The 14,666-nt window shown below is 72.0% G+C and carries 13 protein-coding genes; 9 read left to right on the forward strand and 4 right to left on the reverse strand.

The features are described from left to right. Positions 1 to 41 precede the first annotated feature (41 nt). Positions 42 to 845 (forward strand): ribonuclease BN, encoded by an 804-nt coding sequence (locus ACZ67M_RS28925; RefSeq protein ID WP_307009358.1) that lies wholly within the window; start codon positions 42 to 44, stop codon positions 843 to 845. Positions 846 to 869: 24 nt separating this feature from the next. Here ACZ67M_RS28925 and ACZ67M_RS28930 read toward each other — a convergent pair whose 3' ends face one another. Then, entirely contained in the window at positions 870 to 1,856 is a 987-nt protein-coding gene (locus ACZ67M_RS28930; RefSeq protein WP_392015017.1) for a LacI family DNA-binding transcriptional regulator, read from the reverse strand. A 291-nt stretch (positions 1,857 to 2,147) separates the two neighbouring features. Here ACZ67M_RS28930 and ACZ67M_RS28935 point away from each other — a divergent pair, with 291 nt between their 5' ends. The 7 genes from ACZ67M_RS28935 (at position 2,148) to ACZ67M_RS28965 (ending at position 11,165) form a co-directional block, all read left to right on the forward strand. After that, on the forward strand, positions 2,148 to 3,074 hold the full coding sequence (locus ACZ67M_RS28935; RefSeq protein ID WP_122617724.1) for a carbohydrate ABC transporter permease: 927 nt from the start codon (positions 2,148 to 2,150) through the stop codon (positions 3,072 to 3,074). A gap of 7 nt (positions 3,075 to 3,081) precedes the next feature. Then, complete coding sequence (locus ACZ67M_RS28940) at positions 3,082 to 4,032, forward strand: carbohydrate ABC transporter permease (RefSeq protein ID WP_469853507.1); 951 nt, start codon at positions 3,082 to 3,084, stop codon at positions 4,030 to 4,032. Positions 4,033 to 4,105: 73 nt separating this feature from the next. Next, complete coding sequence (locus ACZ67M_RS28945; RefSeq protein WP_469853509.1) at positions 4,106 to 5,449, forward strand: ABC transporter substrate-binding protein; 1,344 nt, start codon at positions 4,106 to 4,108, stop codon at positions 5,447 to 5,449. Positions 5,450 to 5,485: 36 nt separating this feature from the next. Continuing rightward, positions 5,486 to 7,531 carry a beta-galactosidase gene (locus tag ACZ67M_RS28950; RefSeq protein WP_469853511.1) on the forward strand — a complete coding sequence of 682 codons (2,046 nt, stop codon included), beginning with the start codon at positions 5,486 to 5,488 and terminating at the stop codon, positions 7,529 to 7,531. 35 nt (positions 7,532 to 7,566) lie between these two features. Continuing rightward, positions 7,567 to 9,591 (forward strand): glycoside hydrolase, encoded by a 2,025-nt coding sequence (locus ACZ67M_RS28955; RefSeq protein ID WP_451856103.1) that lies wholly within the window; start codon positions 7,567 to 7,569, stop codon positions 9,589 to 9,591. 42 nt (positions 9,592 to 9,633) lie between these two features. Continuing rightward, entirely contained in the window at positions 9,634 to 10,269 is a 636-nt protein-coding gene (locus ACZ67M_RS28960) for a sugar O-acetyltransferase (RefSeq protein WP_469853513.1), read from the forward strand. A gap of 104 nt (positions 10,270 to 10,373) precedes the next feature. Next, a complete protein-coding gene (locus ACZ67M_RS28965; protein ID WP_385799787.1) occupies positions 10,374 to 11,165 on the forward strand; it encodes an SAM-dependent methyltransferase in 792 nt (263 codons plus the stop codon). A gap of 18 nt (positions 11,166 to 11,183) precedes the next feature. Here ACZ67M_RS28965 and ACZ67M_RS28970 read toward each other — a convergent pair whose 3' ends face one another. After that, positions 11,184 to 11,360 (reverse strand): hypothetical protein, encoded by a 177-nt coding sequence (locus ACZ67M_RS28970; protein ID WP_174532189.1) that lies wholly within the window; start codon positions 11,358 to 11,360, stop codon positions 11,184 to 11,186. 142 nt (positions 11,361 to 11,502) lie between these two features. Between ACZ67M_RS28970 and ACZ67M_RS28975 the strand changes: the two genes are divergently transcribed. Continuing rightward, positions 11,503 to 12,681 carry a spore photoproduct lyase family protein gene (locus ACZ67M_RS28975; RefSeq protein ID WP_469853515.1) on the forward strand — a complete coding sequence of 393 codons (1,179 nt, stop codon included), beginning with the start codon at positions 11,503 to 11,505 and terminating at the stop codon, positions 12,679 to 12,681. 13 nt (positions 12,682 to 12,694) lie between these two features. Here ACZ67M_RS28975 and ACZ67M_RS28980 read toward each other — a convergent pair whose 3' ends face one another. Both ACZ67M_RS28980 and ACZ67M_RS28985 read right to left on the reverse strand, forming a co-directional pair. Next, positions 12,695 to 13,723 carry an iron-siderophore ABC transporter substrate-binding protein gene (locus ACZ67M_RS28980; protein WP_469853517.1) on the reverse strand — a complete coding sequence of 343 codons (1,029 nt, stop codon included), beginning with the start codon at positions 13,721 to 13,723 and terminating at the stop codon, positions 12,695 to 12,697. 53 nt (positions 13,724 to 13,776) lie between these two features. After that, positions 13,777 to 14,589: an ABC transporter ATP-binding protein gene (locus ACZ67M_RS28985; protein WP_361362584.1), complete on the reverse strand. Its 813-nt coding sequence runs from the start codon at positions 14,587 to 14,589 to the stop codon at positions 13,777 to 13,779. Positions 14,590 to 14,666 lie beyond the last annotated feature (77 nt).

Below are 14,666 nucleotides of genomic sequence, written 5' to 3' on the forward strand. Positions count from 1 at the left end.
CCCCGTCGACGAGCCATCGAAAGGACGCCCGAGGAGCACCCGTGAACCGGTTGTGGCGGCCGTTCCACCGTGTGTGGGACCGGCTGGCCGCGTCGTCCCTCGTCCGGCGCGGCCGGGACCTGGAACTGATGCACAGGGCGATGGGCTTCGCCACGCTCGCCCTGGTCACACTCGCGCCCCTGCTGATCGTGGTGGCCGCCGCCGATCCGCTGGGACGCGGCGGATTCGCCTCCTGGCTGGCGGACGGGATGGGGCTGTCGGGACGGTCCGCCAAGGCGCTGACCGACATCATCAGTCCCCCCACCAAGGTCGTCGGCACGACGAGCGTGTGGGGCGGCATCCTGCTCGCCGTCTTCGGCGTGTCCTTCGCGGCGAGCGTCCAGAACGGCTACGAACGCATCTGGGAGCTGCCCTCCGGCCCGTGGCACCGCGTCTGGCGCCAGGCGACCTGGGTGGTCGCGCTGACCGCGTACCTCTACCAGGAGGTGCAGACGCGGACCGCCCTGCACGGGACGGCCCGGATCGCGCTCTCCACCGCCGTCGGCATGCTGTTCTTCTGGTGGGGCCAGCACTTCCTGCTGGGCGGCCAGGTGCGCTGGCGGGACCTGCTGCCGGGGGCGCTGGCGACCATGGTGGGCCTGATCGGCCTGCGGGGGTTCTCGTACCTGGTCTTCACGCCGCTCATCCTCGACAACGCGAGCGGCTACGGCACGGTCGGCATCGTGCTGGTGGTGGAGTCCTGGCTGATCGGGGTGGGGTTCGTCGTCTTCGGGGGCGCGATGGTCGGCCACTGGTTCTGCGAGCACCACTGGTGGACGCGGAACATCGACCGCCTCCCGGACTGATCCCGCGCCGGCGGGCGGGCCCGGCTACCCCGGCGGTGGCGCGGTGCTCGCGCGGGTCACCAGCCGGGTCGGTACGAGCGTCGTGCCCCGCTCCGGGGCGGCCTCGCGCATCTTGCGGAGGACGGCCCGCACGCAGAGCCGCCCCACCTCGGCGAAGTCCTGGTGGACGGTGGTCAGCGGGGGCAGGAAGGAGCCGGCCTCGGCGATGTCGTCGAAGCCGATGACGCTGACGTCCCGCGGCACGCTGCGGCCGTGTTCGTGCAGGGCCCGCATCAGGCCGAGGGCCATCTGGTCGTTGGCCGCGAAGACGGCCGTGCAGTCGGGGCGGGCGGCCAGCTCCAGGCCGGCCCGGTACCCGGACTCCGCCGACCAGTCGCCCCGGACGAGGGGCGGCACGGCGCGGCCGGCCTCGGTGAGCGTGTGCCGCCAGGCGTCGGTGCGGCGCTGCGCGGCGAAGGAACCCTCGGGGCCGCCCAGGTGCCACACCGTGTCGTGCCCGAGGTCGAGCAGGTGGCGCACGGCGGTGCGGGAGCCGCCGGCCTGGTCGGTGTCGACGACCGTGTAGTGGTCGCCGGCGTCGGAGTCGACCACGACGACCTGGACGTGGGGCGGCAGGGTGAGGCTCGCCGCGTCCAGGAGGTGCACCTCCATGATGACGATCACGGCGTCGACGGCCAGTTCCTCCAGCCGCGAGAACGCGCCCCGCACCTCGTCCTGGGTCGGCACGGCGACCGGCAGCAGCGTCACCGCGTACCCCTCGCTCGCCGCGGAGGTGGCGATGGCCTCCAGGGTGCGCACGTTGCCCGTGGTGGCCAGCGTGAAGGTGATGACGCCGATGGTGCGGAACTCGCCGCGCTTGAGGGCCCGGGCCGCGCTGTTGGGCCGGTACCCCAGCTCCTTCATGGCCGCCAGCACCTGCCGCCGGGTCTCCTCGGTCACTCCGGCGTAGCCGTTGGAGACGCGGGAGACGGTCTGCGAGGAGACCCCCGCCAGCCGGGCCACGTCCGCCATGGACGCCGTCGGCACCCGTCCGCCGCGCCGGCGCCGCGGAACCGTGTTCGCGGCGCCTCTCGCGTCCGCGGCCCCCTCAGCGGTGTCCACTGCGTTCCGCCACCTCTCCGCACTGTTCCGGTCCCCGGCCCCGAAGGACCCTTGACCGTCGTCCTCGGGGCAGTGTAGACATGCCGCCATCAAATGTTTACGTAAACATAACAGCAATCCTCCGGCCGGAGTGCTTTCCGCGCCGCGCGATGTTTACGCAAACACGCTAGGACTCCCGGACGTGGACGAGCGAGGACCGACATGACGACGCTGCAACCGCCGGCCATCGCAGAGCCGCGGCCCGCCCCGCCCCCGGCGCGGCGCGACCGCCGCTCCTGGACGGGGTGGGGGTTCCTCGGCCCCTTCGTGGCCGTGTTCGCCCTGGTGTTCCTCGCGCCGATCGCCTACTCGGTCTACCTCAGCCTCTTCCGCGACCAGCTCATCGGCGGAACCACCTTCGTCGGGCTGGACAACTACGGCCAGGCCCTGACGGACGACCGGTTCTGGGCCTCGCTCGGCCGGGTCTCGCTCTTCCTCGCCGTACAGGTGCCGATCATGCTGGGCATCGCGCTCCTGGTGGCGCTGGCGCTGGACAGCGGGCGCCTCTACGGCCGGGACTTCTTCCGCGTCTCGATCTTCCTGCCGTACGCCGTGCCCGCCGTGGTGGCCACCCTGATGTGGGGCTTCATGTACGGCACCCGCTTCGGCCTGGTCGGCGACATCAACGGGGCGCTGGGCGTCTCGCTGCCCGACCCGCTCTCCCCCGACCTGGTGCTCGCCTCCATCGGCAACATCGTCACCTGGGAGTTCGTCGGCTACAACATGCTGATCTTCTACGCGGCCCTGCGGGTCGTCCCGCACTCGCTGTACGAGGCGGCGCAGATCGACGGGGCGGGCCAGATCCGCGTGATCACCGCCATCAAGCTCCCGGCGATCCGCGGCGCCCTGGTGATCGCCACGATCTTCTCCATCATCGGCAGCTTCCAGCTCTTCAACGAGCCCAGCATCCTCCAGCCGCTCGCGCCCAACGCCATCACCACCGACTACACGCCGAACTCCTACACCTACGCGCTCTCCTTCAACGGACAGCAGCACAACTACTCCGCGACGGTCGCCATCGTGATGGGACTGATCACCATGGCCATCGCCTACGTCGTCCAGCTGCGCGGCATGCGCAAGGGAGTGTGATCCGGCGATGACCAGTCCCGCCGCCACCGCCGTCGACCGTTCCACGCCCGTGCCGTCCGGCCCGTCCGGCTCCGCCCCCCGGCTGCGCGCGTCCCGGCGCCGGCACTCCGCGGACCAGCCCCGGCGCAGCGTCCTGCTGACCGTGCTCACCGGTCTCGTGCTGCTGTACAGCCTGGTACCGCTGATCTGGCTGGCCGTCAGCGCCACCAAGACGCAGGAGGGTCTGTCGCGTTCGTTCGGCCTCTGGTTCGACGGCGACTTCGCACTCTGGGACAACATCCGCGAGACGTTCACCTACGACGACGGCGTCTTCACCCGCTGGCTGCTCAACACCCTGCTGTACGTGGGGCTGGGCGCGGGCGGCGCCACCCTCCTCGCCGTGCTCGGCGGCTACGCGCTCGCCAAGTTCCGCTTCCCCGGCCGGCGCGCGGTCTTCGCCGTCGTCATCGGCGCGGTGGCCGTACCGGGGACCGCCCTGGCGGTGCCGACCTTCCTGATGTTCAGCGAGATGGGACTCACCAACACCCCCTGGGCGGTGATCATCCCGTCCTTGATCTCACCGTTCGGCCTCTATCTGATGTGGGTCTTCGCGACCGAGGCGATCCCCACCGAACTGATGGAGGCCGCCCGCATCGACGGCGCCGGCGAGGTGCGCACCTTCTTCCGGGTCGCGCTGCCGCTGCTGGCGCCGGGCATCGTCACCGTCCTGCTCTTCACCATGGTGGCGACCTGGAACAACTACTTCCTGCCGCTGGTCATGCTCAAGGACCCCGACTGGTATCCGCTGACCCTGGGCCTGAACAGCTGGAACGCCCAGGCCGCGACCGCCGGTGGCGAGGCCGTCTTCAACCTGGTCGTCACCGGGTCGCTCATCACGATCCTCCCGCTGATCGCGGCGTTCCTGCTGCTCCAGCGCTACTGGCAGTCCGGCCTGGCCGCCGGAAGCGTCAAGGAATGACCCCCACGCGTCCCTCCTCCCCTCCGACCCTCAACCGTGCCGGTCACGGCCACGAAGAAGTGGAAGCACACCCATGCCCAAGCACTCGCGCCGCCTGCTGAGCGGTATCGGCCTCGTCTGCGCCCTCGCCCTGACGGCGACCGCCTGCGGCGGCTCCGACGACGGGGGATCGAGCCAGAAGCCGGTCTCCCAGGACGACGTCCGAGCCGCCCTGGAGAAGGGCGGCACGATCACGGTCTGGGCGTGGGAGCCCACGCTCGAGAAGGTGGCCGCGGACTTCGAGAAGAAGCACCCGGGCGTCAAGGTGAACCTCGTCAACGCCGGCACCAACAACGACCAGTACACCGCCCTCCAGAACGCCGTGTCGGCGAAGAAGGGCGTCCCGGACGTCGCCCAGATCGAGTACTACGCGATGGGCCAGTACGCCCTCACCAAGCAGCTCACCGACCTCACGGCGTTCGGCGCGGACAAGCTCTCCGCCAAGTTCTCCCCCGGACCGTGGAACGGGGTCAAGGCCGGCTCGGACGGCATCTGGGCGCTGCCCATGGACTCCGGCCCGATGGCGCTCTTCTACAACAAGAAGGTCTTCGACAAGTACGACATCGAGGTGCCCACCACCTGGGCCGAGTACCTGGACGCCGCGCGCACACTGCACAAGGCCGACCCGAAGGCGTACATCACCGCCGACACCGGCGACGCCGGGCTCACCACCAGCATGCTCTGGCAGGCCGGTTCGCGCCCCTACACGGTGAACGGCACCAAGGTGAGGATCGACTTCTCCGACCGGGGCGCCAAGACGTACACCGACACCTGGCAGAAGCTGATCGACGAGAAGCTCCTCACCTCCGTCAACCCCTGGACCGACGAGTGGTACAAGGGTCTCGGCGACGGCACCATCGCGACGCTCGCCACCGGCGCCTGGATGCCCGCGAACCTCGCCTCCGGCGTGAAGGAGGCGGCCGGCGACTGGCGCGCCGCCCCGCTGCCGCAGTGGACCGCGGGCGGGAAGGCGAGCGCGGAGAACGGCGGCAGCGCCCTCGCGCTGCCGGAACTCGGCAAGAACGAGGCGCTGGCGTACGCCTTCGTCGAGTACGCGAACGCGGGCGACGGCGTGGGGACCCGCCTGGAGGGCGGCGCCTTCCCGGCGACCACCGCGGAGTTGCAGTCCACGGCGTTCCAGGACACCGCGTTCCCCTACTTCGGCGGCCAGAAGGCCAACGAGATCTTCGCCGAGTCGGCCGCGAACGTCGCCGACGACTGGTCGTACCTGCCCTACCAGGTGTACGCGAACTCGGTCTTCAACGACACCGCGGGCAAGGCCTACGTCTCCGGCACCCCGCTCGCCGAGGGGCTGAAGTCCTGGCAGGAGGCCTCCGTCAAGTACGGCGAGGACCAGGGCTTCACCGTCGAGAAGTAGCCCCCCGACCGCACGCACCACACCGGAAGGACCGCCATGATCTCCACCTTCGCGTCCCGCCTCCACCGCGGGCCGGACGGTGCCCCGACCCCCCGGCTCGCCTACGGCGCCGACTACAACCCCGAGCAGTGGCCCAGGGAGGTGTGGGAGGAGGACGTACGGCTGATGCGCGAGGCCGGCGTCACCATCGTGTCGCTCGGCATCTTCTCCTGGGCCCGCCTCCAGCCCGGCCCCGGCACCTGGGACTTCGGCTGGCTCGACGACGTGATGGACCTGCTGCACGAGCACGGCGTCGGCGTCGACCTGGCCACCGCCACCGCCTCCCCGCCGCCCTGGCTGACCACCGCGCACCCGGAGATCCTCCCGGTGACGGACCGGGGCGAGACGCTGTCGCCGGGCGCGCGCCAGCACTGGCGGCCGACCTCGCCCGTCTTCCGCGAGCACGCCCTGCGCCTGGTCCGGGAGATGGCGACCCGGTACGCCGGACACCCGGCGCTGGTCGCCTGGCACGTCAACAACGAGCTGGGCTGCCACAACGTGTACGACTACTCGGACGACGCGACCCGTGCCTTCCGCGACTGGCTGCGCGCCCGGTACGGCACGCTCGACGCGCTCAACCACGCCTGGGGCACGGCGTTCTGGTCGCAGCGCTACAGCGACTGGGAGCAGATCCTGCCGCCGCGACTGGCCGCCTCCCACCCCAACCCGACCCAGCAGCTGGACTTCAAGCGGTTCTCCTCGGACGCGCTCAAGGAGCACCTGCGGGCGGAGCGCGACCTGCTGCGGGAACTGACCCCCGACGTCCCCGTGACCACCAACTTCATGGTGATGCCCGGCACCAAGGGCATGAACTACGCGGACTGGGCCGCCGAGGTCGACTTCGTCGCCAACGACCACTACGTGGTGCCGAGCGGGCGCGAGCGGGACGAGCTGTCGTTCTCGGCGAACCTCACCAGCGGCATCGCGGGCGGCCGGCCGTGGTTCCTGATGGAGCACTCCACCAGCGCGGTGAACTGGCAGCCCGTCAACCTGGCCAAGCAGCCGGGCGAGCTGGCCCGGGACTCACTGACGCACGTGGCGCACGGCGCCGACGCGGTCTGCTTCTTCCAGTGGCGGCAGTCGGCGGCGGGTGCCGAGAAGTACCACTCGGCGATGGTCCCGCACGCCGGCCCGGACAGTGACGTGTTCCGCGCGGTCACGGCGCTCGGCGACACGCTGGGGGCACTGGCGCCGGTCGCCGGGAGCGAGCGGGAGCCCGCGGAGGTCGGCATCCTCTTCGACTGGGAGTCCTGGTGGGCGAGCGAGCAGGACTCGCACCCGACCTCCCTGCTCGACTACCACCGGGAGGCGCTCGACTGGTACTCGGCGCTGCTCTCCCTCGGCGTCCGCGCCGACGTCGTCACCACCGGCGCCGACCTGAGCCGCCACCGGGTGCTGATCGCACCGGTGCTGCACATGGTCCCGGCCGGGACGGCCAAGGACCTCACCCGGTACGCCGAGCAGGGCGGGCACCTGGTCACCACGTACTTCTCCGGAGTCGTCGACGAGAACGACCACGTCTGGCTCGGCGGCTACCCGGGCGCCCTGCGGGACCTGCTCGGCATCCGCGTCGAGGAGTTCGGCCCGCTGCCCGCCGGGGAGCGCGTGGAGCTGGACGACGCGAGCACCGGCGACCTGTGGACCGACCAGGTCACCGTGACCGCGCCGGAGACCGAGGTCCTCGTCCGCTACCGCACCGGCACGCACGCGGGCCGCCCGGCCGTCACCCGGCGCCCCACCGGGAGCGGTTCGGCCGCCTACGTGTCCACCCGGCTCGGCGCGGCCGGGCTCGCCTCGCTGCTGCCGCGGCTGCTGGAGCCGGCCGGTGTCACCAGCGAGCTGCCCGCCGGGGTGCGCGGGGCGGTCGAGGCCACCGTGCGGCGCGGCCCGGGCGGCCGGTTCCTGTTCCTGGTCAACCGGACCGACGCGGCGGTGACCGTTCCCAAAGTCGCCGGAGAGGCCCTGGTCGGCGACTTGGGCACCGACGGCACCCTCGTCCTCGCACCCAGGGGCGTCGCCGTGGTGCGCACGTCCACCGACTGAGCCGCAGCGACCACACCTTCCAGTTGGGAGCACAGATGGCACGCCGTACCCGCAACAGACGCCTCATCGGGACCGCCGTCCTGACCGCCCTGGCCACGGGGGCCGCCCTGATGGGCGTTCCCGCCCAGGCGGAACCGGCCGCGCCCGCCGCCTCCGTGACCGTGCGGCCCGACCCGTCGTACCGGCAGGAGAGGTTCGAGGGCTGGGGCACCAGCCTGGTCTGGTTCGCCAACGCGACCGGCGACTACCCGCCGGAGATCCGCGAGAAGCTGGCCCGGCTCCTCTTCGACGACGACGGCCTCGGGCTGAACATCGCCCGCTACAACATCGGCGGCGGCAACGCCCCGGACGTGCGGGACTACCTGCGGGCCGGCGGCGCGGTCGAGGGCTGGTGGAAGGCGCCCGCCGGCACCACCCGCGAGGACACCGGCTGGTGGAGCGCCGACGACCCGGCCGACTGGAACGAGGACGCCGACGCCACCCAGCGCTGGTGGGTCGAACGCATCAAGGACGACATCGACCACTGGGAGACGTTCAGCAACTCGCCGCCCTGGTTCATGACCGTCAGCGGCTACGTCTCCGGCGGCTTCGACCCCTCCGCCGACCAGCTCAGGGCCGACGCGGTCGACGACTTCGCGGCCTACGTGGCCGGGGCGACGCGGCGGCTGGAGCGGGCCGAGGGCATCCGGGTCGACACGGTGGACCCGTTCAACGAGCCCAACACCCCCTACTGGGGAACCCGGCTGGGCGCGGACGGCGAACCCGTCGGTGGCCGGCAGGAGGGCGCCCACATGGGACCCGAGCTTCAGACCGAGGTCCTCCGGGCCCTCGCCCCCGCGCTGAAGCAGGCCAGGGTCGGCGCGGACATCTCCGCGATGGACGAGACCAACCCCGGCATCTTCGCCCGGAACTGGGACGCCTACTCCGCGGCCGACCGCGACCTGGTCGGGCAGATGAACGTCCACACCTACGGCACCGGGCAGCGCACCACCGTGCGCGACCTCGCCAAGGCGGCCGGCAAGCCGCTGTGGATGAGCGAGGTGGGCGGCGACTGGGGCGACGGCCAGGACTTCGAGGACATGCGGCCCGGTCTCGGTCTCGCCCAGCAGATCGTCGACGACCTGCGTGAACTGGAGCCCCGCGCCTGGGTGTTCTGGCAGCCCGTCGAGGACTACGACAACATGAAGCCCGGCGGCGAGTCGGCGAAGGGCGGCAACTGGGGCAGTATCCAGCTCCCGTTCGGCTGCACCGCCGAGGACACCCTTGAGACCTGCCCGATCCGGACCAACACCAAGTTCGACACGGCCCGCAACTTCACCCACTTCATCAAGCCCGGCGACCGGCTGATCGGCACGGACGACACCTCCAGCGCCGCCGCCGTCGGCCGTGACGGCGAGAGCGCCTCGCTCGTCCACGTCAACCGCACCACCGAGGCCCGCGCCGTCACCCTCGACCTGTCGAAGTTCGGGGAGGTGAGCCGCCGCGCCACCGTCACCCCGGTGGTCACCGACGCCGGCGGCCGACTCGAACGCAAGGCCCCGATCCGGGTGAAGGACCGCACGGCCGCCTTCACCGTGCCCGCGCAGTCCGTCACCTCCTTCGAGATCAAGGGCGTCTCCGGCGTGGCGAAGGACGCCGCCCCGCTGCGCCGGGGCCACGGCTACACCCTCACCGGTGTGCAGAGCGGGCGGGCCGTCACCGTCGGGGACGACGGCACCGGGCTGGTCCTGGGCGGTGGGACGAACTGGCGGCTGAGCGCGGTCCGTCACGGCGGCGGCGCCCGCGACCGCTACGTCTTCACCGACCCCGGGCACGGCACGCGGCTGGCGGTGCGCGGCGACGTCCCGGTGGCCGAGCCCGACACCGGGCGGCCCGGCAGGGCCGCCGAGTGGCTCGCCTCCACCACCGGCGACGGCACCTGGACGCTGGTCAACGCCGCCACCGGGCGCCTGCTCGAAGTAGGCGGTCAGGCGACGCACGAGGGCGCGGCCGTCACGACGTGGCCGCCCAACTCCGGTGCCAACCAGCGCTGGACGCTGACGGACACGTCCACCGGCTGAACCCCCTCCCCCCTCCTCCCCCGAGAGACCGAAGGAGACGGCATGACCATCGACCCCCGCGAGCGCGAGGTGCGCCGCAGGATGGCGGCCCGGGAGCTGTACTCCGACGGCGCCCCGGGGCTGGAGGGGCTGGCGGAGGAGCGGCTGCGCGGCAAGGAACTGGCGCACGCCTACAACCGGACCCGGGCGCGGGACGAGGAGGGCCGCCGGGCGATCCTGAAGGAGATGTTCGCGGCCGTGGGCACCGGCGTGTGGATCGAGCCTTTGCTGCACGTGTCCTACGGCAACCGCGTGCACCTGGGTGACGACGTGTACGCCAACTTCGGCCTCACCCTCGTCGACGACGTCGAGGTCTTCGTCGGGGACCGGGTGATGTTCGCGCCGCACGTCACCATCAGCACCACCGGGCACCCCGTCCACCCCGGGCTGCGGCGGGACGGCACGCAGTTCTCGGCGCCGGTGACCGTCGAGGACGACGTGTGGATCGGGGCCGGCGCGCTGGTCATGCCGGGGGTCACCGTCGGCCGCGGCTCGGTGGTCGGCGCGGGCAGCGTCGTGACGGCGCACGTTCCGGCGATGACCGTCGTCGCCGGGACCCCGGCCCGCGTGCTGCGCGCGATCACCGACGCGGACCGGGAGTGGACCTACTCCCCGCCCCGCACCCTGGGCCCGGTCTGATCGACAACTTCCGCCGCGCGCCCCGGACATGGCGCGGGGCGGGGGGGCAGTACGATGATCGAAATTTACGGCGGAGCGTCACCTCCCGAACCACGGAGCCTGCCATGACGACGGACCATTCCCAGCCTCCCCACATCGACACCGGCCGGGCCCACCCCGCGCGGGTCTACGACTGGCTGCTGGGCGGCAAGGACAACTACCCCGTCGACGAGGCGGTGGGCGAGACCCTCCCGCCCGAGGCGCGGGACGCCGCGCGGCAGAACCGCGCGTTCATGAACCGCGCGGCGGCCCACCTCGCCGCGCAGGGCGTCGACCAGTTCCTGGACATCGGCACGGGCATCCCGACCGAGCCCAACCTGCACCAGATCGTGCAGCGGACGGTCCCGGCGGCCAGGGTCGTCTACGCCGACAACGACCCGATCGTGCTGCGGCACGCGGAGGCCCTGCTGGTCAGCAGCCCGGAAGGGGCCACGGACTACATCCAGGCCGATGTCCGCGAGCCGGAGCAGATCGTGCGGCACGCCCGCGAGGTCCTCGACTTCGACCGGCCGATCGCCCTGTCGCTGATCGCCCTGATGCACTTCATCACGGACGACCAGGACGCCCACGGGATAGTCCGCGGGCTGGTCGAGACCCTGCCCTCCGGCAGCCACCTGGTCCTCTCGCACGCCTCGATCGACCTCTTCCCCGAGCTGTCGGAGCAGGTGATCGCCCAGTACGCCAAGGGCGGCATCCGCCTCGGCTTCCGCACCCGGGCGGAGGTGACCCGCTTCTTCGACGGGCTGGAACTGGTCGGGCCGGGCCTGGTCACTGCCACCGAGTGGTACGGCGAGGGCCAGGAGCCGCCGGCGCCGGAGGACAGCGGCATCTACGCGGCCGTGGCGCGCATCCCCTGACGGGGAGGCGCGCACGGCTCAGCGGCGACGCCCGCGTGCCGCCCAGCCGCTGCCGATCCCGGCGACGTGCAGGGCGAGCAGGGCGAGTCCGACGAGCATGACGTTGGTGGAGGTGAAGACGTCGTTGGTCGACACCTCCGCCGCGTTGATCAGCCAGGCGATGAGGAACAGAACCGCCGCGATGATGGCGAGCACGGTGTAATCCCTTCGGATCGGTGGCACCGGACCGGCGCCGTGTCACGCGTATGCCCCGGACGGGGGACGTGACACGGCGGAGGTTTCCCGTGCTTCGTACAGTGGGGCCGGCCCGTCCCCTCACTCTCGCCCCGGAGCACGCATGCACGATCCGTCCGCCGCATCGGACGACGGCTCCGGCGCCCTGTTCGGGCTGGACGCCCTGACGCCGGGCGGGCCGGCCGCCGAGCCCTCCGGGCCGCGCTTCCGTGACTCCGCCGCCGCCCGCCGTCTGCTGCCGGTCCGGGAGATCCACGCCGAGCCGGCGGCGGCCGCCTCCCCGCGCGGCCGGCAGGTGCTCGCCCGGTTCCCCGAGGCGCGCGTGGTGGAGGTGGACTCCCACTGGCGCATCCCGGGTCTGCACGGCAACGAGGGCAACGTCGACCGCTGGGTGCGGATCAAGGGCGAGACCCTCGTCCTGGGTGAGCGCAAGACCCTGGCCACCCGCCCCAACGGCCGCTCCGCGGACTGGATCGCGCCCGGCGCCTCCAACGGCTGCGCCATGGCCTGCGCCTACTGCTACGTGCCCCGGCGCAAGGGGTACGCCAACCCCGTCACCGTCTTCACCAACATCGACGGGATCATCAGCCACCTCGGCCGGCACATCGCCCGGCAGGGGCCGAAGCCCGAGCCGAACCAGTGCGACGCCGAGGCGTGGGTGTACGACGTGGGCGAGAACGGCGACTGCTCGGTGGACGCCCTGATCTGCGACAACACCGCGGACCTGGTGCACGCGTTCCGGCAGTGGCCGACGGCAAAGGCGTCCTTCGCCACCAAGTTCGTCAACCCCGACCTGCTCGCCCTCGACCCGCGCGGCCGCACCCGGATCCGGTTCTCCCTGATGCCGCCGGACGACTCACGGCTGCTGGACGTGCGCACCTCGCCGGTCGCCGAACGGATCGCCGCGGCGGCCGACTTCCTGGACGCCGGGTACGAGGTGCACTTCAACCTCTCCCCCGTGGTGGTGCGGCCGGGCTGGGAGGAGGCCTGGGCGGAGCTGCTGCGCCACCTCGACGACGTCCTGCCGGAGCGGGTCAGGCGGCAGGCCGCCGCCGAGGTGATCATGCTGACGCACAACCGCGAGCTGCACGGGGTCAACCTGGGGTGGCATCCGCGCGCCGAGGAGGTGCTGTGGCGGCCGGAGCTGCAGGAGGCCAAGCGCTCCGAGAACGGCGCGCTCAATGTGCGCTACCGCGCCGGGGTCAAGGCCGGCGCGGTCGCCCGGCTGCGCGCGCTGATCGATGCCCACGCACCGTGGCTGCGCGTGCGGTACGCCTTCTGACCGCCCGCGCGCGTCACTTCACCGCGTCGGCGAACAGGGGCACCACCTTCTCGATGGCGTAACCGACGGACAGCACGGAGTTGGTGGCGAAGGCCGTGCTGATGTTCTGGTCGTCGAAGACGACGGAGTGGCCCTGCTCGACCGCGGGGAGCGTCCTGAAGAGGGGGTCGGTGGAGATCTTCTTCGCGTCGATGCCGATGGGCGACATGACGACCAGGTCGGCGTCCAGCATCTGGAGGTTCTCCTCGGAGACCTGGACGGAGAACCCGGCGCCGGCCTCGGCGTCGACCTTCGGATTGTTGCGGAAGCCGAGCTGCTGGACGAAGTTGACCCGGTCGGTGCCCTTCACGTACGCGCCCCAGCCGGCGGAGGTGCGGGAGCCGACGGTGACGGTCCGGTCCTTGAACTCGGGGTGCGCCTCGGCGGCGGCGGTGAACTTCCGCTGGGTGTCGGCGATCAGCTTCTCGCCCTTGCCGGCGACGCCGAGGGCGGTGGAGATCATGGTGGTCTGCCGCTGCCAGGCGATCTTGTACTGGTCGCCGCCCTCGGGCACCCCGACGGTCGGGGCGATCTTGCTGAGGGTGTCGTAACGGGTCTGGTCGCCGCTGGACTTGACGTCGAGGATCAGGTCCGGCTTCAGCGCGGCGATCTTCTCGTACTCGGGCTCCAGGGTGCCGATCTTCTGCGGGCTCTCGTCGTAGAGCCCCTTCGCCCAGGGGCCGACGCCATCGCCGCCGAAGGCCAGCCAGTCGCTCTGTCCGACCGGCTGGACGCCGAGGGCGAGGGCGGTCTCGGCGTCGCCCCAGCCGAGGGCGACCACGCGCCGCGGCTTGGACTCGACGGTGACCTCGCCGAACTTGGTCTTCACCTTCGCCGGAAAGGCGCCGGACGACCCGGCGGCGGAGCCGGAGTCGCCGGAGTCCCCGGCGGAGGAACCGGAGCCGCAGGCGGTGAGGGCGCCGAGCAGGAGCGCGGCGAGGACGGCGGCCCACGGACGCCGGGTGCGGCGGCCGGTGCGGGCGGGAGGGCGGTGCGCGGACATGGGGGCTCTTTCCGTCGGTGGGGGCTTCAAGGGGTGCGGGGCGTGCGCGGGCTTCAGGGGTTCGGGGAGGTGACGTGGTGCCGGCCGAGGGGGACGATCATCGGGGTGCCGGACGCGGGGTCCGGGATCACCGTCGAGCGCAGTCCGAACACGTCCCGGACCAGGGACTCGGTGACGATGTCCGAGGGGGTGCCCTCGGCCACGACGCGGCCGTCCTTCATGGCGATCAGGTGATCGGCGTAACGGCAGGCGAGGTTCAGGTCGTGCAGGACGACGGCGAGGGTGACGCCGCGGTCCCGGTTGAGGTCGGTGAGGAGGTCGAGGACGTCCAGCTGATGGCTGATGTCGAGGTAGGTGGTGGGCTCGTCGAGCAGGAGGATGTCGGTCTCCTGGGCGAGGGCCATGGCGATCCAGACGCGCTGGCGCTGCCCGCCGGAGAGTTCGTCCACGGAGCGGTCCGCCAGGTCGAGCACGTCGGTGGCGAGCATCGCCGCGGCGACCCCCTCGCTGTCGGCGGCGGTCCAGCGGCGGAACCAGCCCTGGTGCGGGTAGCGGCCCCGGCCGACGAGGTCGGCGACGGTGATGGCGTCGGGCGCGACCGGGGTCTGCGGCAGCATGCCGAGGGCGGCGGCGACCTGCTTGGTCGAGGTGGCGTGGATGTCCCGGCCGTCCAGGAGCACGGTGCCGGCGGTCGGGGTCAGCAGCCGTGCCATGGCGCGCAGCAGCGTGGACTTGCCGCAGGCGTTGGGGCCGACGACGACGGTGAGGCGGCCGGGCGGCAGGTCGACGTCGAGACCCGAGATGATCTCGCGCTCTCCGTAGCCGAGCCCGAGGCCGCGGGTCTGAAGGGCGTGCTGGGCCGTCACCGTGCTCTCCTCGCTGTCACTGCACTGTCGCTGGTGTCGCCGCCGTGGCTCGTTGTCGCCGCGGTGGCCGCTGTCGC

Source organism: Streptomyces sp. NPDC107500, assembly GCF_055582785.1.